We start from the raw sequence: 19,288 nt of genomic DNA on the forward strand, positions 1-19,288 counted from the left end.
GGAACTCTGCGACATCGGGCAGCGCCGCGTGTGTAGAAAGGCGACTGCACAAATCACGCAGGTAAGCAATTGTGCGTTGGGATCGCAACCCACTGACGAGTTCGAGCGCTTCAGTACCGAGTCGGACAGCTTCGTGTGGATCGCCATCGACGAGGGCGGATGCCAGCAGGCAAAGATTGAACGCACGTCCGCGGGTGTACCCTTCCGACATCTTCAAGGATTGTTTCGCAAACTGAGCCGTCCGCGCGTCGTGACCGAGGTCGCGAAAATTGATCAGCTGCAAGCGACCACGAGTCGCTCGACGGCCGAAACGGATCAGCCGCGATCGATTCCGCACCAAGCGGCGAAACCCCGCACACTCTCGTTGCTGCGTGCGTCGTCGCGGGCGAGGACGCGGATGGTCTCGTGCACCATGGGGTGGTAGCGGGTCTGCGTCGGCGCGATCTCCTTGGCTTTGCGCAACGAGGTAAGGGCTTTCGTCCGATCGCCGTGGAGCAGGAATCCGCGGGCCAGGTCGATGTAATGGTGGCCCGCGCGCTCCCGGGGCGTCGTGGCCGGGAGACGCACGTGCTCGGCGCGTTTCACCGCTTCGGTGCCATCCATCATCTCGACGGCCAGCCCGACCGACCAGATGCCGACATTCGTGACGCCGAAGCAGAGCCGGTAGTCGTCCCGGTCGCCACCGAGGCGGCGGGCAGTTTCTCGCGCTTCGGCGAGGTGTTCGTCGGCTACATCGCGCCGCCCCGCGCGAGCTGCGGCGAGACCGGATTTCAGGTGCAGATTGCCCCACATGCTGAGGACAGTCGGATCGTTGCCGCTGATCTCGGATTCGATGGTGGCGCGACTGGATTCGAGAAAGCGCAGGGCGGTCGATTATTCGGCCGTGCCGATCAGCTCGCCCGCACGCTGATAATCGCCCGCGAGGACGGCCAGTTGATCACCGGATTGCGCGGCTGCCCATTCGTACCGCTCGACGCACAGCGAGGAAAGGTCGATGTAGCCGAGTTTGTACACGAGTTGCCCGGTCGCGGCGAACACTTCGGCGAGGAGCCCGAAGAGGCGCTCGCGCTTCGCTCCGCTCGCGCTGTGCCATGCGAGGCGGAGGTCCGCGAGCAGGCCGGGTAGGAGTGTGCCGAGATCGCCGAGGTTGACGGAGTGACGCATCGCGGACGCCCTCGCGACGTCAGCGGCGAGCTCGCGTTCGGGCCGTGCGTTCATCGCACCGTCCGGCTCGATCTTGTACGCGGCCAGTTCACGGCGGATCTCGGGTACTCCGGCATGCACTTGCTGTTCGTCGCGAGTCTGGCGCGGGTAGGGCTGCTCTAGGAGGTCGGCGAGGTTCACCCTGAGCGCGCGGGCGCAGGCCGCGACGAAAGCCGGAGACGCGGGCGCGCGGCCGCGTTCGACCTTGCGGACCAAGCTCGCCGAGAAGTTCGCTTCCCGCGCGAGTCTCTCCTGGCTCCATCCCGCTAGCTTCCTCGCGACACGTACTTTGTCGCCGACACCGGACTCCTGGGTCATCGTCATCACGGATTCCATTCCACAGACTTCCTTACCCCCAGGGTGACAAATCTTTTGCCGATTCGCTGTCTTGTTCGTCGGTCACAGTCTGTTCCGGCCTCGGCGCCGGGTGAGCACATCCCTTGTCTCAGTAGTAATTGCGTTCCCAGGGGCCACGGGATCCCCGGCGCCGGGTGCCACACCACATCGACGGATAAGGGTGGGACATGGTGGAAATCGCGCTGGGCTACATCCGGCTGGATCAGTCCGGCAAGGACCACGTCGAGGAGGAGCGCGCGATTCGGGCGCTAGCCGAACGAAAGGGCTATCCCGAACCGGAAGTGCTGGTCGTGGATCGCGATGTGCTGATGCCGACGCTGCTGCTCGTACAGGCGATCCGCCGGGTGGGCGCTTCGGCCGTGATCGCTCCGACTCGGGAGCACATCTGGACTGCCAGGCGTGCGCTCACAGAGGAGGTGGCGCTGATTGTCGTTGCGCCCGAACAGATGTGGGAGCGCGGGCACCGGTGGCCGCCGTTCGGATCGTCGGATAGCGGGGTGGTCGTTTGATGTCCGGCTGGTCCGAGTTCGGCACAGCGCTGATGCTGGGGGCGGCGGCGGTCGCGGTGCTGCTGACTGTCTTCTTCGCGGCGAGCCGATGGTGGCGGAAGCCGTTGCGTGGTCCGAGCGTCTATCACATCGCCGAACGCGTGGGCCATGAGCAACTGTGCCTGCTGGGCTGGCCGCCATTGGGTTGGCCTGCGGTAGAGCCGAGAGACTGCCCGGAATTCGCTCCCGGCGATGCGCACGCGCTCATGCAGGTGCATCTGGAATGCGATGCGAACGAACGCTCGTGGAAATGCGCGGCGGTCGACGCTCTGCGGCTCGCGGGCCGGATGCGTCCTTCCAAGTATCCGCGTCGACCAGACCGCCATTGACCCGCCGGTCGGCAACCGTCGCGTGCTCCGTGAACTACCGGCCCGTCGTCACGACGGGCCGTAAATTGCCTCGGCATCGCGGAGCAACAGCATCACCGGCCCCGTACTCGGAGGGTCAGACGCTCGCGACAGCGGTGATATCGCGTGGAAGCACCGTAATCAGGACTCGCTCGCGGACCGGATACCGTCGAGCGGCGGCTGGAGCGATGGTGTGATCGACGTATTTCCTTCGGATGCGTTGAGTCCAAGAACCACTGGCGTCGACGCTGAGTGTGGCGTCGCCGATGACGCGCACTTGCCGGTTCGGTCGTTCGCCGTCGGCACGAAGTTCGTCCTCGACGTCGATGACCAAGCCGACGCGTGGGTTGGCTCGGATTCGCTCGAGGTGGGGCCGGTTGGCGTAGCTGGTGAGGTAGAAGGCGCCCGCGACCCAAAAGAACCATATCGGCGTGACATGCGGATAGCCATCCGGGTCGATGGTCGCCAACCGCGCGACGACATCCGCGTCCAACAGTTCGGTGATCTCGGCATCCCGTAGTGCTCGCACCATAGGTTCATGCTGCCCGAGGCAGGGCTGGACTGCGGTATGGCTCGAGGCGACGGTGATCGATGTCAGTCCGAGCCCATCACACCGCCCGCGCCCGATACGTTCTTGTGAGCCCACTGATCAGTCGACGTGGTGCGTTGAAGGCCGCGTCGAAGCTGCTGCGTTGCTGGTCCCGGTTCGGTCCGCAACTAGCCGCCGGAGACGATGGCGGCGAGGTTGGCGAGCTCGTTCTCCCGTCCCTGGGTGAGGCGCTGAGTCCAGACGTCGTCGTGCATGGCGTCGACGGTCATGACCACGCGGACGCCCGCGTCGGTCGGCTCGAGCTCGACGGTGGTGAGGAATTCGTACAGCTCGACGCCGGGGATGAAGTCGGCCAGGGAGGTGTAGGCGAGCCGGTCGGGGCCGTCGATCTCGGTGAATGTCTTGCGGGACTCGGTCGACAGTGGCATGCCCGCGGATCGCATGAATTCGATCTGCTCGGGGGCGGTCGCGGTCATCGTGTAGACCAGTTCGCCGCCAGGGCGCAGGTCGAGCTGATCGACGCGGACGGTGAAACCGTCGGGCGCCCACCACTTCTCGATGCCCGCCGGGGTGGTCCACAGTTCCCAGATCGCCTGGGCGGTGGCGGGGTAGTCGCGTTCGATGCGGATCTGCTCGGACATGTCGTGCTCCTGGTTCAGAAGTATTCCTTGAAAGGAATATATCTGAGGAGGCATGCTTGGTCAATGGACCCCGCACTATTCGCCGCTCTGGCCGAACCGAACCGCATGCGGATCGTGGAGTTGCTGAACGCCGCGCCGCGTCCGGTCGGCGAGATCGCTACCGCACTCGGCCTGAGACAACCGCAGACGACCAAACATCTCCAGGCGCTCCAGCGCGCGGGCCTGGTGGTAATGGAACCGCTCGGGCAGCGCCGCATCTACGCCCTGCGCCGGCGTCCGCTGCGTGAGTTGCGACAGTGGCTGGCGGGATTCGAGGCCGACCATCCCTCGGAGTCGGGGCTCGCGGAATACCGGGTGGCAATCGCCGCCGAGCCGTTGTCGGCCCACGAATTCCATCGGACGCTGTCGGCGCCGCCGGCGACCGTGTGGGAGTGGTGGACCTCGCCCGATCTGGCGCGCCGGTGGTGGCACCCAGCGCATTTCGAGGTCGCCGACTGTGTCCTGCGGCCGGTCGTCGGGGGCGCCCTGTCGATCGTGCTCCGCGAGGGCGACGGTGCGCTGTATTCCAGCGCCGGGCGCTACCTCGAAGTCGTTCCGCCCGAACGGCTCCGGTTCGAGTTGTCACCACTGGACGGCAACGGGACCCCGTTGTTCCGGGCCGACCATCTCCTCGAGTTGACCAGCGTCACCGGCGGCACCCGCGTCGACCTACAAATCGACGTGTCCGACCCGACCTCGGGCTCGGAACCGGCCATGGCCGGCATCCGCTTCGGCTGGAATCAGCTGCTGGACACCCTCGCTCACGTCATCAACTCGGCCACAAGCTGATTCGGCTACCGAGTGATGCTGTCGAGATCATCGAGGTCGCCGCGCCTCGCCCGGGCTCCTTTCCGCTCGAGCGCGGCGGCCGATGCACCCGAACGGGCGAGCCCGGTGACCTCGTGACCAGCGTCCAGCAACTGGTCGACGACGGCAGAACCGATCCATCCGGTCGCTCCGGTGACAAAGATTTCCATGCTGATACTCCTTCGTGTAGGTCCGCGACTACTTCGCTGATTCGATCCGGCGGTGAGCAGAGCGGCAACCAGCGGTCTGTGATGTAGGCGGACGCCCGTAACCCGTGCAGCGGTATCCGCTGGTCGGCTGCGGGTGCTGACACGGCGACCGGTGGTTGCGCAGCGCACTGGGCAGAGCGCTGAATCGGCCCGCATATTGAGCTGATGGCGGCTATTTGGGGGAAAGCTGTTCGATGGTTGTCGGACTACCGCACCCGATATGTCGATATCGTCCGCTGATCAACCGGCGACGGGCCCCCTCCGCCGGGACAGCGCAGACTGCAGCACCACCAGCCCGCCGAGGACGACTACGGTCACGCCGATCGCGCGGAGTCCGGCGTCCGCGCCCGAGACGAACGCCGTTATCACTTCGGTGGCGCGATCGGGGGCAGTCGAGGCGAGGGCTTCGGCCACGGTGTGCGGAGAATGGCCGGGCGCGGATGTCCGGCGGCAGGGCGGCGGCGAACCGTGCGGTGAGCACCGTGCCGATGACGGCGACGCCCAAGGCGCTGCCGAATTCCCTGGTGGTGGCTTGCAGTCCCGCTCCGACTCCGGCCTGTTCCGGCGGCAGCGCACCGGCGATGGCGCCGGACAGCGTCGGAAGTGCCAGTGCCACACCGGTTCCGGTGACTACGAGCCATGCCGCGTACGCGATGTAGGACGTCTGTGTGCCGCTGGTGGACAGTCCGAGCAGTCCGCAGCCGACGAACGCGAAGGCCAGCGCGATGGTCGCGTCGAGGCCGATGCGTCCCGAGACGCGTCCGGCGTGTCGTGCGCCGAGGATGATCGGGACGGTCAGCGGCACGATGCCCAGCCCGGTGCGCAGCACGCCGAAACCCTTGCCCCCTTGCGTTCGGCGGGGACGGCGTGCAGCAGGACCGAAAGGGTGTTGGGCAGCACGGCGGCGGCGCCGACTCCGGTGATCGCACGGCCGACCGGCGTCGTGGTGTTCAAGGACGGCGACTACGCCATCCGCCGCTTCGCCGAACGAACCCACAACATCACCCACTGGTCGGAGTTCTACTCCGGCGGCCATTTCCCGGCCCTCGAGGTGCCGGACCTACTGATCGGCGACATCCGCGAGTTCTTCAGCGCGCTCGGTTGATCGGCTGGAAGTCATAGGCAGGCGGTTGTCACCGCCTGCCTACGCCATGCGTGGCGACGAGGAGGAGTAGCTCGAGAACACTCCGCTGGGGCGTAGCAGGCGCGCGGCGGAGATCGCGGATGTCGCGGTGTTCCTGTCGTTGGACAAGGCAGCCTGGATGAGTGGGGCGGCAATCAATCTCAACGGGGGTACGCATCTGCGGCGGTTTCCCGATGTGCTGGGGCGGGGTCGGGCGATGGCGGAAGGCGGATGAAAGGACACGGTGGTGAATTCGTGCGGTAAGTAGTGTCGAGGCGGGGCAAGATCGCGAATGGGCTGGGAGGCCGGGATGAGTGGGACGGAATGGGAGATGTTCTGCTCGGAGGTGTTTGCCATCGCCGAGCGTTACGCCATCCAGACGTTTTCGAATCCCGGCACCCTGGTGCTCTCCAGCGGATCCTCGTCCATGGAAGCCCAAGCGCGTGGGGTCAATCCACACATCAAACTGGTGGATATGGGCGACGCCGCGGTGCGCATCGAAACGGGCTGGTGCGTCCGCGCCATCGCCGACTACGAAATCCAATTCGAGGACAAGCCGTCCCAGGCGGCCGCGGCGGTCGAGGCGATCATTCTCGGGGGCGCCGAAGAGTATGTGATCACCGATGACGACGACCGGTGGGTGGCGTTCGGGTGGTGTATTCGGGGCAAGGATTCCCTGATGTCGAAACCCCCGCACATCACCTCGGGACGAAAGGCGGTTCGTCGGCTCCTGCCGTGGCGGTCGGCGTGACCATGCGGCCAGGAGCTCATCAAGCCGACCCAGCTGCCGTCGGTGCAGCGTGGCGAAGGCCGTCGCACGGACCGAGCGTCTATCACATCGCCGAACGCGTGAGCCACGAACAACTGTGTCTGCACGGCTGGCCGCCGTTGGGCTGGCCCGCGGCGGAGCCGATGGACGGGCCCGAATTCAGCCCCGACGACGCCCACACGCTCATGCAGGTTCATCGAGAGTGTGACGCGGACGAATGCTCATGGAAATGCGCGGCGGTCGAAACGTTACGGATCACCGGCCGGATGCGTCCATCCAAATATCCCCGCCGTTCGGATCCGTTTCGGCCTTGAATCCCAGTCGGCTTCACCAGGTCCGAGGTCGGCCGATCCGCGAACGCAAGTAGAAGGGCAGGCGGGTTGATGACCGCCTGCCCTTCTGCGACCGCGCGGAGATGCAACCCCTCCTCAGCGGTAATAGCAGTCGCTGTCGAGGTCCTCGAACAGTCCGGGCCCGCTGGGGGACCAGCCGAGCAGCGCGCGGGTCGCGTCGCTGCTCGCGGCCATGTCCGCTCCGAAGAACCGGCTCAGCCAGCCGAAATGCTCGTCGCCGCGGTCGGTCGGGACCGAGACGACGGGCAGGTCGAGTTCGCGTCCGATGGCCTCGGCGATGTCGCGGGTCGGGATGCCGGTCTCGGCCGCGGCGTGCAGGACTGTGCCCGCAGGCGCGTGCTTGTCCAGGGCGAGTTGCACGATGCGGCCCGCGTCGCTGCGGTGGATCGCCGCCCAGCGGTTGGTTCCGTCGCCGAGGTATGCCGAGACTCCCTTGGCGCGAGCGGTCGCCACCAAACCGGTGATGAATCCGCGGTGGTCACCGTCGCCGTGCACGGTGGGCGCGAAACGCACGACGATCGTCCCGACGCCGCGCTCCACGAATTCCAGCGCCAGATTCTCACTGCCGCCGCGTAGTGAGCCGGCGCCGTGGGCCGGGGACCGGTCCTGCTCGGTGGCCAGACGGCCGGGGGCGAGTAGGGCAAGGGCGGAGGCGAGCACGAACGGGCGGTGCGAGCCCGCGAGGGCCTCGCCGATGGTCAGCACGGCGTCGCGCTCGGTCTGGTTGGTCATGGCCGGGTCAGCGAAATCGTGCTTGTTTGCCAGATGGACGACGGCGTCGGCGTCCGCCGAACCGGCGCGGAGGCTGTCGAGATCGTCGAGGTCGCCCCGCCGGGGCCGGGCTCCTTTCCGTTCGAGCGCGGCTGCGGAGGCGTCCGAGCGGGCGAGTCCGGTGACCTCGTGACCGGCGTCCAGTAACTGGTCGACGACCGACGAGCCGATCCATCCGGTCGCTCCGGTGACGAAAACGTGCATGTCGATACTCCTTCGTGCAGGTCCGCGATCGACAGTCGCGGACTTGATCTTTCGGTGGCCATCAGCGAGCGACCGGTGGTCGGGGGCGAGGCCGTTCGGCTCGGCCGCAACATGGAGGCCTGCGCGTTCGGGCTCGTGCACCGAATCGCTGGCATGCTCGAGAAATGGCAACTATTCGGGGGAAAGCCGTTCGATGGGTGTCGGACACTCAGCCGGGCGTTATCGCGGTCGAGTTCACCGACGTCGACGGCGTCACGCACACGTTGATCGACAAGCTGCCGATCTTCGGCGGATCAGATGATCTCGGGCCGGATTCGGTCTATCCGGTACCGGTCGAGATCGGCGTGGAGTTGGTCGAGCGCGTCGGTGAGGCGACGGTCATCGACCTCAGCGCAGAGGCGCACAACACCGACCGCATTCGGTATGTCGTACGGAGCGCGAGTATCGTCCACTGATCGGCGAAACGATGACAGCGACCGGGCGCGCGCAAGCCTTCACCTGAGTGGTTTCGGCAGCCGTGGTGTGATCGACCGTGCGTGTCACATCGTGTGAGCTGCGGTATCGGGCGACGACGACCGGGACCCGCCACGCCGGGACATCAGCGACTGGAGCACGACGAGCCCGCCGAGGACGAGCACGCTCACACCGACCACCCGAAGTCCGGCGTCCGTGCCCGAGACGAACGCCGCGACGATGTCGGCGGTGCGATCGGGCGCGGTGGCGGCGAGTGCCTGTGCCACGGTGTGCGGATCGTGTGCGGCGCGGATGTCCGATGGCAGCGCGGCGGCGAAGCGCGCGGTGAGCACGGTGCCGATGACGGCGACACCCAAGGCGCTGCCGAACTCGCGGGTGGTGGCCTGCAATCCGGCTCCGACCCCCGCCTGCTCCGGCGGCAGCGAACCGGCGATGGCTGCGGAGAGTGTCGGAAGGGCAAGCGCTACACCTATTCCGGTAACGACGAGCCACGCCGCGTACTCGGTGTAGGGCGTCTGCGTGCCGCTGGTGGACAGCCCGAGCAGTCCGCAGCCGACGAACGCGAACGCGAGCGCGATGGTGGTGTCGAGACCGATGCGCTGTGCGAGGCGGCCGACGTGGCGCGCGGCGAGGATGATCGGGACGGTCAGCGGCACGATGCCGAGCCCGGTCTCCAGCACGCCGAATCCCTTGCCGTACTGCAGGAACGACGCGTTGACATAGAACAGCGCGAACATGCCGAAGAAGACCGTCGTCATGCCGAGGCAAGCGCTGCGCAGGCCCGGTACACGGAACAATCGCGGATCCAGCAGCGGGTGTTCGACATTCAGTTCGACGAACGTCCACACGGTGAACAGCACTGCGGCGCAGACGAATCCGGCGATGACGATCGCGCTGTCCCACCCCGCTTCCGGCCCCTGGGCGATGCCGAGTAGCAGCGCGATCGACGCACCGACGAGCAGCACCGCACCGACCGGGTCCAGGCGGCGGTCATGGCGCGGCGACACCGGCGCGACGCGCCCGACGAGCAGGCAGAGGATCAGGGCGATCGGCACGGCGGCGGCGAACAACCAGCGCCACGATCCGCCCGCCAGGATCGTCCCTCCGCCGACGTTGCCGACGACTCCGCCGATGCCCGTCATCGAGGCCCAGGTGGCGATCGTCGCGCCTTTGCGTTCGGTGGGGACGGCGTGCAGCAGGACGGAAAGCGTGTTGGGCAGCACCGCGGCGGCGCCCAGCCCTGTGATCGCACGGCCCGCCAGGAGCAGGGCCACGTTCGGCGCGGTCGCCGACAGCAGCGCGCCCACCGCGAACAGCGCCAACCCCGTGAGCAGTACTCCCTTGCGCCCGAAGCGATCCCCGGCGGCACCGCCCGGTATCACGAAACACGCGAAGACGATGACATAGGTATCGACGATCCAGACCAACGTCGACGCGGAGGGACGCAACGCGCTCGAGGCGAGCATCGGGACGGCGAGATTGATCGCGGCGACTATCCCGACGACGAGCACGACGCAGGCGCACATGAGCGCGAGCAGGCCGCGCCGCGCGGCGGCAGGAGACATCGGGTCTCGTGACGGCGCACGATCCCGGACCAAGACTTTGAATGGCATGCCCTCGACGGTATTTACCGCGCATCTCTGCATGCCACGCAACTTTCACAATTTTATTTTGCGTACCATGCAACTATGCCCGAGCAGCTCGATCTGAACCTCTTGCGTGTATTCGACGCGCTGCTCCAGGAAGGCAGCGTCACGGCGGCTTCCGAACGCCTGCACCTGTCCATCCCGGCGACCAGCCGGGCGCTGGGCCGGTTGCGCCGGGCGATGAACGACCCGATCCTGGTGCGGGCCGGGCGAGGCATGGCTGCCACACCGTTCGCGCTGCGCACCGCGCCGCGGGTGCGGTCACTGCTCGACGAGGCGTCCGCGCTGATCAGCGCCGACCGCGAGGTCGCGATCGGCGAGCTCGAGCGCACCTTCACGATCCGCATCAACGACGGCCTCGCGGTGACCCTGGCGACGGCGGCGGTGGAAGCCACGGCCACCGTGGCCCCCGGCGTGGTCCTGCGTTTCGTCACCGAAGGCAGCGAGAGCGCCGAGGCGCTCCGCGACGGCTCGGTCGATCTCGACATCGGTGTGGGCGACATCGCGGCTCCCGACATCCGGACAACGCTGCTGTACCGGGAACGGATGGTCGGCATCGTCCGCGCCGACAGCCCGCTGGGCAGGCGCCGCCGCCCGAGCTTGCGGCAACTGTGCCAGTATCCCCACGTTTCGGCCTCGCGTCGTGGACGCGCGCGCGGCCCACTCGACGACGCGCTCGACGCCGCGGGTCTGCACCGCCACGTCGCCGCCGTCGTTCCGTCCTTCGCCGTCGCGGCGCTGCTGGTCTCCGCGAGCCGCTACGTCGGCCTCGTCCCGCAACGCCTCGCCGAACAGTACGGCCGAACCCTGGGCATTCGCTGGTTTCCCCTTCCCACGGACCTGCCGGAAGTCGAAGTGCGACTGCTCTGGCACGCCCGGCTCGACGCCGACCCGGCCCAGCGCTGGCTACGCGAGACGATCCGCGACGCACTCAGCGCGCCACGCGCCGAGAAGCCCGCGGTATCCGCTCGCACCGCCGAGCGTGGCGGCCGGCCCGGGACAGGCGCGTGAAGGTCCGGCAACCGGCGGCGCAGGGCTCCGGCTGACACTCTGGTATCCCCGATGCAACGCCGACGAGGTGAGAGCATCGGTCGACCGCGGGATTCGTCCGGTCAGTCCATCCGGCTCAACCGCGCGACGATCGTCGCCGCCATCGCCGCCGGATCCCCGTGGTCGGGCCGCAGGATGATCTCGGCTTCGGTCGGCGCTTCGTAAGGGGCGTCGATGCCGGTGAAGCCGCGGATCTCGCCTGCGCGGGCCTTGGCGTACATGCCTTTCGGGTCGCGCGCTTCGCACACCGACAGCGGCGTGTCGACGAACACCTCCAGGAACGGGATGCCCGCCGCTTCGTGGGCGGCACGGGCGCGGTCGCGGTCGGCGCGGTAGGGGCTGATCAGCGAAACGACCGCTACCACACCGGCTTCGGCGAACAGTTTCGCTACTTCGCCGACCCGGCGGACGTTCTCTTCCCGATCGGCCGCGCTGAATCCGAGATCGGAGTTGAGGCCGTGGCGCAGGTTGTCGCCGTCGAGGAGGAACGCCGGGCGGCCCGCCGCCACCAACCTGCGCTCCAGTTCCACAGCGACGGTGGATTTTCCGGAGCCGGACAGCCCGGTGAGCCAGACCGTCAGGCCACGGGTGGCGCGCTCGTCGCGCTCGACAGCGGTGGAGTGCCAGACCACCCGGGAGGACGGCAGGCTCGGACCGGTGATCATGCCCGCCGCGACGGTGTTGTTCGTGGTGTCGTCGACCAGGATGAAGCTGCCGGTGGCGCGGTTGCGCCGGTACGGGTCGAACAGCAAGGGCTGGCGGGTGCGCAGCTGGACGCGGCCGACCTCGTTGAGCGACAACGTCTCCGCGTGCTCGTCGCGGTGCAGGGTGTTGACATCCAGCCGGTAGTCCAGGGAGCGCACCTCGGCGGTGGCCGCGCGGGTGGTGTGCCGGATGGTGTAGGTCGCGCCGGGCGTGAGCTGGTTTTCCTCGGCGAACCAGCACACCATCGCGTCCAAATCGCGCCCGGTGTTCGGGCGGTTGTTCGGGCGGCAGATCAGGTCGCCGCGGGAGATGTCCAGCTCGTCGGCGAGCTGGATGGTGACCGCCTGCGGCGGAAACGCTTCCGCGACAGGCGTGCCGCCCGGCCCCCAGATCGCCTGCACCGTTGTGGTGAAACCCGACGGCAGCACCGCCACTTCGTCGCCCGGTTTGAACACCCCGCCCGCCACCGTGCCCGCGTAGCCGCGGAAGTCCTGGGCATGGTTGCGGGTGACGTACTGCACCGGGAAGCGGGAGTCGATCAGGTTGCGGTCGGAGGCGATGTGCACCTCTTCGAGGTGATGCAGCAGGGGAGTGCCCTCGTACCACGGCATGCTCGCGCCCCGGTGCACGATGTTGTCGCCGTGCAGCGCCGACACGGGCACGAAGGTCAGATCGGAGACGTCGAGTTTGGAGGCGAACCGCGCGAACTCCTCGCGAATCTCTTCGAACCGTTCCTGCGACCAGTCGACCAGGTCCATCTTGTTCACGCACAACACCAGGTGCGGGATGCCGAGCAAACTGGCGAGGAACGCGTGCCTGCGGGTCTGCTCGACCACGCCTTTGCGGGCGTCCACCAGGATCAGCGCCAGGTCCGCGGTGGACGCGCCGGTCACCATGTTGCGGGTGTACTGAACATGCCCGGGGGTGTCGGCGATGATGAATTTTCTTCTGGGCGTGGCGAAATAGCGATGCGCCACGTCGATGGTGATGCCCTGTTCGCGTTCGGCGCGCAGGCCGTCGGTGAGCAGCGCGAGGTTAGGGTAGTCGTCGCCGCGGTCGCGGCTGGTGCGCTCCACGGCGGCGAGCTGATCGGTGAACAGCGTCTTGGAGTCGAACAGCAGTCTGCCGATCAGCGTCGATTTGCCGTCGTCGACGCTGCCCGCGGTGGCCAGGCGCAACAGTGTGGTCGTCATCAGAAGTAGCCTTCGCGTTTGCGGTCTTCCATCCCCGCCTCGGAGATGCGGTCGTCGGCACGGGTGGCGCCGCGCTCGGTCACCCGCGCCGCGGCGACTTCGGCGACCACGTCCGCGGGTGTGGCCGCGGTGGACTCGACACAGCCGGTGCAGGTCGCGTCGCCGACGGTGCGGAAACGGACGGTGGCCTCATACGGCTCCTCGCCGTCGAGCAGCTGGAGAAAGCGGGTGTGCGCCAGGAGCATTCCGTCGCGCTGCACCACCGGCCTGCGGTGCGCGTAGTACAGCGGCGGCAGCTCGATGCCCTCGGCGGCGATGTAGCTCCAGATGTCCAGTTCGGTCCAGTTCGACAGCGGGAAGACGCGAATATGCTCGCCCGCGCGGTGCCTGCCGTTGTAGAGGTTCCACAGTTCGGGGCGCTGCCTGCGCGGGTCCCACTGGCCGTACTCGTCACGGAAGCTGAACACCCGCTCCTTGGCGCGGGCCTTCTCCTCGTCGCGGCGCGCGCCGCCGAAGACCGCGTCGAACGCGCCCTCCTGGATCGACCGCAGCAGCGTCGTCGTCTGCAACCGGTTGCGGGAGGCGCGCGGCCCGGTCTCCTCGACGACCCGTTTTGCATCGATGTCGTCCTGCACCCGTCCGACCACCAGGCGCAGGCCCAGGCGGGCCACCGTCTCGTCGCGATAGGCGATCACCTCGTCGAAATTGTGCCCGGTGTCGATGTGCAGCACCGGGAACGGTAGCGGCGCGGGCCAGAAGGCCTTGGCCGCCAGGTGCAGCATCACCACCGAATCCTTGCCGCCGGAGAACAGCAACACCGGGCGCTCGAATGTCGCTGCCACTTCACGGAATATGTGCGCCGACTCGGCCTCGAGCGCGTCCAGATGGGGCAGCTCGTAGGTGCTCGCCGTCGACTTCGCGTACTGGCTCACACCGCAAAACTAGAACACGTTTCGGTCTTCGGTCAATGGTCTGCGTCCGCCCGAGTTCGCCGTCACCGCGTCAGCGGCGTCCACCAGTGCCGCGCCGCGGCGGGCGATCTCCGCCCCGGTGATCGAGCGGCCGACGTACATCGTGAGCACCATGTTCTGCCTGCCGTCGCCGTCGTAGGTCGGTGCGGCGAGCAGGCTCACCGCGTGTTCCTTGCGCGGCCGTAGATCCGCGCCCAGATACACCCGCTCGCCGAGGCTCGTCACCAGCTCGCCGACCAGTTCGCGCAGCTCAGGGGGTAGGTCCCGATCGGCGACCCCGGCCAGCAGTGAGTACAGCCGACGTCCGGCGGTGGTCATGCTCTCCACCAGGAATCCCCGCTCGCGGCATTCGGCGACCACTTGACGCAGGCGCGTCTCGTCCTGTCGCAACGGCACCGCGGGCGGCTTGGCCAGCCAGGCGTCGAACGCCGCGTCGGTATCCCAGAGCACGTACATCAGGCCGACCGGAGGCGCGAAATGGTAGGCCGCGCCCACCTTCACCAGGCCGGGTCCGGTGCTCTCCAGCACCATGATCTGCTCGCCGACGACCGCGGACGCGGTGCAGGTGGTGTGGTAGCGCGCGGAGAGTTTGTCCAGCTCGACGCGGGCGAGCGCGGAGATGGCGAAGCTGTCCTGCGCCACCCGGCCCGCCGCGATCAGTGCGGGCCCGAGCCCGTAGGTGCGGGTGTCGGCGTCGCGCATCAGGTAGCCGCCCGCGGTCAGCTCGGTGAGGATGCCCAGGCAGGTCGGCTTGGCCAGGTTGAGTTCGCGGGCGAGCTCGGAGAGCCCGAAGCGTTTCCCGCGCTGTTCGACGAAGAAATCCAGGACCTGCACCACGCGTGCGGTGGGCGCGGACCGACGACCGACCATTGACCACTCCTAGAACACGTTCTAATCTTTCTTCTATCGAAATGTACCAGAGTGGTACATATTTGGAACACCGGAGAGAGCCTCTTGCTGACACAGCCGTTCGCGGACGCCATCGCCGCCGCCGAGCAGATCATCACCGGAGCCGCGCACATTCGCACCGAACAGGACCTCGTCGAGGGCTACGACTATCTGGCGGGCAGCATCCGCGCGTCGTTGCAGATGGCCTGGGCCTACGAGCTGGACTTCCCGTTCTTCGTCATGTCCACCGGCCCGTACACCAAGATGGGCCTGGACAACCCCGACACCCTCTACTACCACTCCTACCTGCGCCCGGACGCCGAATATGTGGTGACCGGAACCCGCGGCACCACCCGTGACCTGAGCTTCCAGGTGCTCAACGGCAACTATTCGCCCGTCGACGTGCCCGACAGCCTCACCGCTTTCGACGACCGAAAGCTCGACATCCGCACGGACGGGACCTACGAGATCCGCTTCGGACCCGGCGAAGCGGGCCCCGGCTATGTGCACCTCGGCGCCGACGCGGCGATGCTCGTGGTCCGCGAGGTGCACAGCGACTGGGTGACGGAGAAGGCGGGCACGATCCGCATCCAGCGCGTCGACCGGATCGGCGACGCGCCGCCGCCGCTGACCAAGGACGTGCTCACCAAGCGATACGGCGTGGCGGGCAAGATGCTGGTGTCGCGGTTGAAAACCTTCCTGGCCTTCCCGGAGTGGTTCTATCTGAACCTTCCGGTGAACACGCTGACCGAGCCGAGGCCAACGCCGGGCGGGCTGAGCACCCAGTTCTCCTCGGTGGGTCACTACGACCTGGACGACGACCAGGCCATGATCATCACGGTGCCCAGATCCGACGCCCCCTACCAGGGCTTCCAGCTCGGCAGCATGTGGTACCTGTCGCTGGATTACATCAACCATCAGACCAGCCTCACCGCCGACCAGGCACACGTGGACCCGGACGGGATGATCCGGCTGGTGGTCAGCGAGCGTGATCCGGGCCTGGCCAACTGGATCGAGCGCACCGGTCATTCCCGCGGCTACCTCCAGTTCCGCTGGCAGCGGCTGTCGCGGGAGATGAAACCCGACGACGGGCCGACCGTGGAGATCGTCTCCGTCGCGGATTTACCGAATCGCCTGCCGTTCCACGAACAGGCGCGGGTCACGCCGGAGCAGTGGCGCGACCGGATCGCGGCGCGTCAGGTCGCCGTCGCGGAGAGGATGCTCGGCTGATGTTGCTGCGGGACAAAGTGGTCGTCGTCTCCGGCGTGGGGCCGGGACTGGGGCGTGCGATCGCGGTGCAGAGCGCGAAGGCGGGCGCGGACGTAGTGCTTGCTTCCCGGACCGAATCGCGACTGACCGAGGTGGCCAAGGAGATCACCGAACTGGGCAGGCGCGCGGTGGTCGTGCCGACCGACATCAACGACGACGCCGCGGTCGTGAATCTGGTCGAGACCGCGCACAGCGCCTTCGGCAAGGTCGACACGCTGGTGAACAACGCCTTCGCGATCCCGCCGATCGTCGACCTCGCCGACGTCGACCTGGATCAGGTGCGCGCGGGCTTCGAGACGAACGTGCTGGCCGCCTTGCGTCTGACCAGGCTGTTCGTCCCCGCCCTCGCGGAGAGCAAGGGCTCGGTGGTGATGATCAACTCGGCCGTGCTGCACCACTCGCGGCGGACCTTCGGGCCGTACAAGATGGCCAAGGCCAGCCTGCTCGCGCTGGCGCAGAGCCTGGCCACCGAACTCGGTCCGAAGGGCATCCGGGTCAACTCCGTCGCGCCGGGCTACATCTGGGCCGACAACCTGAAGTGGTACTTCAACCACCTGGCGCAGCAGCGGGGGATCACCTCCGAGGAGGTCTACGCCGAGACCGCGAAGACCACCGACCTGCGCAAACTGCCCGAACCCGACGAGATCGCCGACGCGGTCGTGTTCTTCGCGTCCGCCATGGCGCGCGCGATCACCGGCGCGTGCCTGGACGTCAACGCCGGCGAATTCCACCACTAGGAGATGACCGTGATCGGTAGGGACGACGTCGGGACCGTCGACGATCTGCACGCCTCGGCGACCAAGGTGGTCGGGCTGGACGACTTCGGCACCGACGACTACCGCGAAGGGCTCGAGGTGCTGCTCGAGTCCTATGCGAAGGACGCCGAACTCACGCCCTTCGGCAACAAGGTGAACCGCGCGTTCCTGCGCGGCGCGCTGATCGCCCGGCTGCTCAGCGAGGCGGCCTGGCGGCAGCATCCGGAACACGCCGACGTGGCGATCGAGCGCCCGATCTTCGTGACCGGTCTGCCGCGCTCGGGCACCACGGCGGTGCACCGCCTGCTCAACGCCGACCCGGCGCACCAAGGGCTGGAGATGTGGCTGACCGAGATGCCGCAGCCGCGCCCGCCGCGCGAGACGTGGGCGAGCAACCCGGTCTACCAGCGCCTCGCCGCCGCCTACGACAAGCACCACGTCGAACATCCGGAGTTCATGGGAGTGCACCACATCTCCGCCGACCAGGTCGAGGAGTGCTGGCAGTTGCTGCGGCAGTCGGCCATGTCGGTGTCCTACGAGTGCCTGGCCTACCTGCCCACCTACTCCGAGTGGTTGCGCGATCGGGATTGGACATCCGCCTACCGCAGGCACCGGCGCAACCTGCAACTGATCGGGCTGCCGGACGCGGGCAAGCGATGGGTGCTGAAGAACCCGAGTCACCTGTTCGCGCTGGACGCGATCTTCGAGGTCTATCCGGACGCGCTGGTCATCCAGATGCACCGCGATCCGCGCACCATCATCGCATCGGTGTGCAGTTTGAACGAGCAGGCGTCGGCGGGCTGGTCGGAGAAGTTCCGCGGCCCGGTGGTCGGCGCGACGCAGCTGGATCTGTGGGCGCGCGGCGCGGAGCGGTTCCTCGCCGACCGCAAGCGCCACGACGCGGCGCAGTTCTGCGATGTCGACTACGACGAGTTCGTCGCCGACCCGATCGGCACGGTGACGTCGATCTACCGGCACTTCGGGCTGCCGCTGACCGCCGAGGCCGAGGCGGCGATGACCGCGTTGCACGCGGAGAGCACGTCGGGGGCGGCACGCCCGGCGCACCGCTACACCCTCGCCGATTTCGGGCTGACCGCCGAGCAGGTGGACGCGCGGTTCGGCGCGTACCGGGAAGCGCACTTCCCGGGGCGGTGAGCGGTCGGCGCTCGCCGGTGGCACGTCCGACCGGCGAGCGCCGGAACACGGCGAAGGCATCTCACGCGAGTTTGCATCGTGTGCAGGTGCGGTCGCGCCGGATTCGCGGGTGGCTCGCCTGCCTGCGCTTTGTGAGATCGACGGGTATTACTTTGCCCGACAAGGCATTCCATGCAGTTGCGCACAGTGCGCCATTCGCAAGGGCGCCCGGCGCCCGGCTCGTCGGCAGGCGATTCGGTCATCCAGGTGCGCAACCATTTCCGTGTCGGCGGAGTCGCGATCCGTCGACGCGGAAGTGTGCACCGGGGGCCAGCGAGCACGGGCGCTATGAAGGCGGCGCGAGCGTAGTGGACAGGGAACTGGGGCCCCACGTTCTCCCCAGCATTCGGTGGCCGCGCCGTTCACCACCCGTGCGCGAAGCCGACGCCGCCCAGCGGACTCCGGCAGATGCGGTACCGAGGCTCGAACCGGCCGATCCTCGCCGCGCAGGCGCCGAGGATCAGGGCTGTCCGGGCTTCAGCACGATGAACAAGCCGTTCGCCTCCGCACACAGCCGGTCGCCGTCGTGCAGGGTGGCCCGCACATAGACCTTGCGCCCCTCCTGCCGTTCGGCCCACGCGCGCACTTTGAGTTCGGTGTTCAGCGGCGTGATGGAGCGGTAGTCGACGGTGAGCGACGCCGTTCTGGTCACCGCGCCGGAGCGCACCGCGGCCGCCATGCCGAGCAAGTCGTCGAAGGCGATGGCGATCTGACCGCCGTGGGCGGCGCTGTTGCCGCCGAGGTGGAAGGTGCGGAAGGTGAGGCGCGCGTCGACGCCGTTCTGCGGGTCGACATGGTCGATGAAGAACGGCGGCAGGGTGATGTTGCCGCGGGCGGGCAGGTCGAAGCGGGTCCAGTTGGGCGTCGACCACTCGTCCACCCGTGCGGCGTCGAGCTTGTCGTTCAGCTCCTTGAGAATGCCGATCGCCTCCACCGCCAGCTCGTCGGTGGGCGAGGCCAGCCGGACGCGGTCCATCAGGCCGCGCACCTGCTCGATGAACTGGCCGTAGTGCGGCCCGCCGCGGGAGATGTCGTCCTTGGCTGCCTCGTGGGCGGCGATCAGCTGGGTCATCGGCCGGAACCCGCCCTCGTGGTGCTCCTGACTCGGCAGCGAGTCGCCGTCCTGCGGTTCGTTCATGAGAACAAGTTATCGGTTGCCCGGTGAATGCTCGCCGCGCGGGTGCTGTGTCCGTCGTCACGAGCCGTCACCGCCTAGGCTGGT

At 67.7% G+C, this 19,288-nt stretch carries 21 protein-coding genes and 1 pseudogene; 10 read left to right on the forward strand and 12 right to left on the reverse strand.

From position 1 onward, the window contains the following. Window positions 1-315 precede the first annotated feature (315 nt). Together ABZW96_RS29515 and ABZW96_RS29520 are read right to left on the reverse strand one after the other, a co-directional pair. Window positions 316-792, reverse strand: a complete 477-nt coding sequence (locus ABZW96_RS29515; RefSeq protein WP_355078891.1) for a hypothetical protein — start codon at window positions 790-792, stop codon at window positions 316-318. Between the two features lie 81 nt (window positions 793-873). Beyond that, window positions 874-1,539: a helix-turn-helix transcriptional regulator gene (locus tag ABZW96_RS29520; protein ID WP_355078892.1), complete on the reverse strand. Its 666-nt coding sequence runs from the start codon at window positions 1,537-1,539 to the stop codon at window positions 874-876. 188 nt (window positions 1,540-1,727) lie between these two features. Between ABZW96_RS29520 and ABZW96_RS29525 the strand changes: the two genes are divergently transcribed. Both ABZW96_RS29525 and ABZW96_RS29530 read left to right on the forward strand, forming a co-directional pair. Continuing rightward, window positions 1,728-2,069: a hypothetical protein gene (locus ABZW96_RS29525; RefSeq protein ID WP_355078893.1), complete on the forward strand. Its 342-nt coding sequence runs from the start codon at window positions 1,728-1,730 to the stop codon at window positions 2,067-2,069. Next, on the forward strand, window positions 2,069-2,437 hold the full coding sequence (locus tag ABZW96_RS29530; RefSeq protein ID WP_355078894.1) for a hypothetical protein: 369 nt from the start codon (window positions 2,069-2,071) through the stop codon (window positions 2,435-2,437). The genes ABZW96_RS29525 and ABZW96_RS29530 overlap by 1 nt, the downstream gene beginning before the upstream one ends. 115 nt (window positions 2,438-2,552) lie before the next feature. On the opposite strand, the gene ABZW96_RS29535 is transcribed toward ABZW96_RS29530, so the two are convergent. Both ABZW96_RS29535 and ABZW96_RS29540 read right to left on the reverse strand, forming a co-directional pair. After that, window positions 2,553-2,987, reverse strand: coding sequence for a pyridoxamine 5'-phosphate oxidase family protein (locus ABZW96_RS29535; protein WP_355078895.1), 435 nt, complete (start codon window positions 2,985-2,987; stop codon window positions 2,553-2,555). Between the two features lie 185 nt (window positions 2,988-3,172). Further along, entirely contained in the window at window positions 3,173-3,646 is a 474-nt protein-coding gene (locus tag ABZW96_RS29540; protein ID WP_355078896.1) for an SRPBCC domain-containing protein, read from the reverse strand. A gap of 63 nt (window positions 3,647-3,709) precedes the next feature. Between ABZW96_RS29540 and ABZW96_RS29545 the strand changes: the two genes are divergently transcribed. Beyond that, window positions 3,710-4,474, forward strand: a complete 765-nt coding sequence (locus tag ABZW96_RS29545; protein WP_355078897.1) for a metalloregulator ArsR/SmtB family transcription factor — start codon at window positions 3,710-3,712, stop codon at window positions 4,472-4,474. Window positions 4,475-4,488: 14 nt separating this feature from the next. Here ABZW96_RS29545 and ABZW96_RS29550 read toward each other — a convergent pair. Together ABZW96_RS29550 and ABZW96_RS29555 are read right to left on the reverse strand one after the other, a co-directional pair. Then, window positions 4,489-4,662, reverse strand: a pseudogene (locus ABZW96_RS29550) (NAD-dependent epimerase/dehydratase family protein); the annotation flags it as partial. A 211-nt stretch (window positions 4,663-4,873) separates the two neighbouring features. Continuing rightward, on the reverse strand, window positions 4,874-5,530 hold the full coding sequence (locus ABZW96_RS29555) for a hypothetical protein (protein WP_355078898.1): 657 nt from the start codon (window positions 5,528-5,530) through the stop codon (window positions 4,874-4,876). A gap of 57 nt (window positions 5,531-5,587) precedes the next feature. On the opposite strand from ABZW96_RS29555, the gene ABZW96_RS29560 reads away from it, so the two are divergent. Continuing rightward, window positions 5,588-5,806, forward strand: a complete 219-nt coding sequence (locus tag ABZW96_RS29560) for a hypothetical protein (RefSeq protein ID WP_355078900.1) — start codon at window positions 5,588-5,590, stop codon at window positions 5,804-5,806. Between the two features lie 310 nt (window positions 5,807-6,116). Then, window positions 6,117-6,575 carry a hypothetical protein gene (locus ABZW96_RS29565; RefSeq protein ID WP_355078902.1) on the forward strand — a complete coding sequence of 153 codons (459 nt, stop codon included), beginning with the start codon at window positions 6,117-6,119 and terminating at the stop codon, window positions 6,573-6,575. 446 nt (window positions 6,576-7,021) lie between these two features. Here ABZW96_RS29565 and ABZW96_RS29570 read toward each other — a convergent pair whose 3' ends face one another. Then, a complete protein-coding gene (locus ABZW96_RS29570) occupies window positions 7,022-7,921 on the reverse strand; it encodes an SDR family oxidoreductase (RefSeq protein ID WP_355078903.1) in 900 nt (299 codons plus the stop codon). 164 nt (window positions 7,922-8,085) lie between these two features. Between ABZW96_RS29570 and ABZW96_RS29575 the strand changes: the two genes are divergently transcribed. After that, a complete protein-coding gene (locus ABZW96_RS29575) occupies window positions 8,086-8,376 on the forward strand; it encodes a hypothetical protein (RefSeq protein ID WP_355078905.1) in 291 nt (96 codons plus the stop codon). A gap of 84 nt (window positions 8,377-8,460) precedes the next feature. Here ABZW96_RS29575 and ABZW96_RS29580 read toward each other — a convergent pair whose 3' ends face one another. After that, the gene (locus tag ABZW96_RS29580) at window positions 8,461-10,008 is read right to left on the reverse strand and encodes an MFS transporter (RefSeq protein WP_355078907.1); all 1,548 of its coding nucleotides are present in this window, start codon (window positions 10,006-10,008) and stop codon (window positions 8,461-8,463) included. Window positions 10,009-10,083: 75 nt separating this feature from the next. On the opposite strand from ABZW96_RS29580, the gene ABZW96_RS29585 reads away from it, so the two are divergent. Further along, complete coding sequence (locus ABZW96_RS29585) at window positions 10,084-11,052, forward strand: LysR family transcriptional regulator (RefSeq protein WP_355078909.1); 969 nt, start codon at window positions 10,084-10,086, stop codon at window positions 11,050-11,052. 101 nt (window positions 11,053-11,153) lie between these two features. Here ABZW96_RS29585 and cysC read toward each other — a convergent pair whose 3' ends face one another. Genes cysC through ABZW96_RS29600 form a run of 3 tightly spaced genes read right to left on the reverse strand, consistent with a single transcriptional unit; the run spans window position 11,154 to window position 14,830 of the window. Further along, entirely contained in the window at window positions 11,154-12,989 is a 1,836-nt protein-coding gene (cysC, locus tag ABZW96_RS29590; protein ID WP_355078911.1) for an adenylyl-sulfate kinase, read from the reverse strand. Beyond that, the gene (cysD, locus tag ABZW96_RS29595; RefSeq protein ID WP_355078913.1) at window positions 12,989-13,921 is read right to left on the reverse strand and encodes a sulfate adenylyltransferase subunit CysD; all 933 of its coding nucleotides are present in this window, start codon (window positions 13,919-13,921) and stop codon (window positions 12,989-12,991) included. The genes cysC and cysD overlap by 1 nt, the downstream gene beginning before the upstream one ends. 9 nt (window positions 13,922-13,930) lie before the next feature. Next, the gene (locus ABZW96_RS29600; protein WP_355078915.1) at window positions 13,931-14,830 is read right to left on the reverse strand and encodes a helix-turn-helix domain-containing protein; all 900 of its coding nucleotides are present in this window, start codon (window positions 14,828-14,830) and stop codon (window positions 13,931-13,933) included. 84 nt (window positions 14,831-14,914) lie between these two features. Here ABZW96_RS29600 and ABZW96_RS29605 point away from each other — a divergent pair, with 84 nt between their 5' ends. Genes ABZW96_RS29605 through ABZW96_RS29615 form a run of 3 tightly spaced genes read left to right on the forward strand, consistent with a single transcriptional unit; the run spans window position 14,915 to window position 18,027 of the window. Beyond that, a complete protein-coding gene (locus ABZW96_RS29605; RefSeq protein WP_355078917.1) occupies window positions 14,915-16,078 on the forward strand; it encodes a hypothetical protein in 1,164 nt (387 codons plus the stop codon). After that, window positions 16,078-16,854, forward strand: coding sequence for an SDR family oxidoreductase (locus ABZW96_RS29610; protein WP_355078919.1), 777 nt, complete (start codon window positions 16,078-16,080; stop codon window positions 16,852-16,854). Before ABZW96_RS29605 ends, ABZW96_RS29610 begins: the two co-directional genes overlap by 1 nt. A 3-nt stretch (window positions 16,855-16,857) precedes the next feature. After that, a complete protein-coding gene (locus ABZW96_RS29615; protein ID WP_355078921.1) occupies window positions 16,858-18,027 on the forward strand; it encodes a sulfotransferase in 1,170 nt (389 codons plus the stop codon). 499 nt (window positions 18,028-18,526) lie between these two features. On the opposite strand, the gene ABZW96_RS29620 is transcribed toward ABZW96_RS29615, so the two are convergent. Next, complete coding sequence (locus ABZW96_RS29620) at window positions 18,527-19,204, reverse strand: PaaI family thioesterase (RefSeq protein WP_355078923.1); 678 nt, start codon at window positions 19,202-19,204, stop codon at window positions 18,527-18,529. Window positions 19,205-19,288 lie beyond the last annotated feature (84 nt).

This window comes from Nocardia sp. NPDC004168, from assembly GCF_040610355.1.
Classification (GTDB): domain Bacteria; phylum Actinomycetota; class Actinomycetes; order Mycobacteriales; family Mycobacteriaceae; genus Nocardia; species Nocardia sichangensis.

Bases quoted from the DNA above. Each gene is read 5' to 3' on its own strand.
- ABZW96_RS29515 (WP_355078891.1), bottom strand. From the start codon at position 792: ATGTGGGGCAATCTGCACCTGAAATCCGGTCTCGCCGCAGCTCGCGCG.
- ABZW96_RS29520 (WP_355078892.1), bottom strand. From the start codon at position 1,539: ATGGAATCCGTGATGACGATGACCCAGGAGTCCGGTGTCGGCGACAAA.
- ABZW96_RS29525 (WP_355078893.1), top strand. From the start codon at position 1,728: ATGGTGGAAATCGCGCTGGGCTACATCCGGCTGGATCAGTCCGGCAAG.
- ABZW96_RS29530 (WP_355078894.1), top strand. From the start codon at position 2,069: ATGTCCGGCTGGTCCGAGTTCGGCACAGCGCTGATGCTGGGGGCGGCG.
- ABZW96_RS29535 (WP_355078895.1), bottom strand. From the start codon at position 2,987: ATGGTGCGAGCACTACGGGATGCCGAGATCACCGAACTGTTGGACGCG.
- ABZW96_RS29540 (WP_355078896.1), bottom strand. From the start codon at position 3,646: ATGTCCGAGCAGATCCGCATCGAACGCGACTACCCCGCCACCGCCCAG.
- ABZW96_RS29545 (WP_355078897.1), top strand. From the start codon at position 3,710: ATGGACCCCGCACTATTCGCCGCTCTGGCCGAACCGAACCGCATGCGG.
- ABZW96_RS29565 (WP_355078902.1), top strand. From the start codon at position 6,117: ATGGGCTGGGAGGCCGGGATGAGTGGGACGGAATGGGAGATGTTCTGC.
- ABZW96_RS29570 (WP_355078903.1), bottom strand. From the start codon at position 7,921: ATGCACGTTTTCGTCACCGGAGCGACCGGATGGATCGGCTCGTCGGTC.
- ABZW96_RS29575 (WP_355078905.1), top strand. From the start codon at position 8,086: ATGGCAACTATTCGGGGGAAAGCCGTTCGATGGGTGTCGGACACTCAG.
- ABZW96_RS29580 (WP_355078907.1), bottom strand. From the start codon at position 10,008: ATGCCATTCAAAGTCTTGGTCCGGGATCGTGCGCCGTCACGAGACCCG.
- ABZW96_RS29585 (WP_355078909.1), top strand. From the start codon at position 10,084: ATGCCCGAGCAGCTCGATCTGAACCTCTTGCGTGTATTCGACGCGCTG.
- cysC (WP_355078911.1), bottom strand. From the start codon at position 12,989: ATGACGACCACACTGTTGCGCCTGGCCACCGCGGGCAGCGTCGACGAC.
- ABZW96_RS29600 (WP_355078915.1), bottom strand. From the start codon at position 14,830: ATGGTCGGTCGTCGGTCCGCGCCCACCGCACGCGTGGTGCAGGTCCTG.
- ABZW96_RS29610 (WP_355078919.1), top strand. From the start codon at position 16,078: ATGTTGCTGCGGGACAAAGTGGTCGTCGTCTCCGGCGTGGGGCCGGGA.
- ABZW96_RS29615 (WP_355078921.1), top strand. From the start codon at position 16,858: ATGACCGTGATCGGTAGGGACGACGTCGGGACCGTCGACGATCTGCAC.
- ABZW96_RS29620 (WP_355078923.1), bottom strand. From the start codon at position 19,204: ATGAACGAACCGCAGGACGGCGACTCGCTGCCGAGTCAGGAGCACCAC.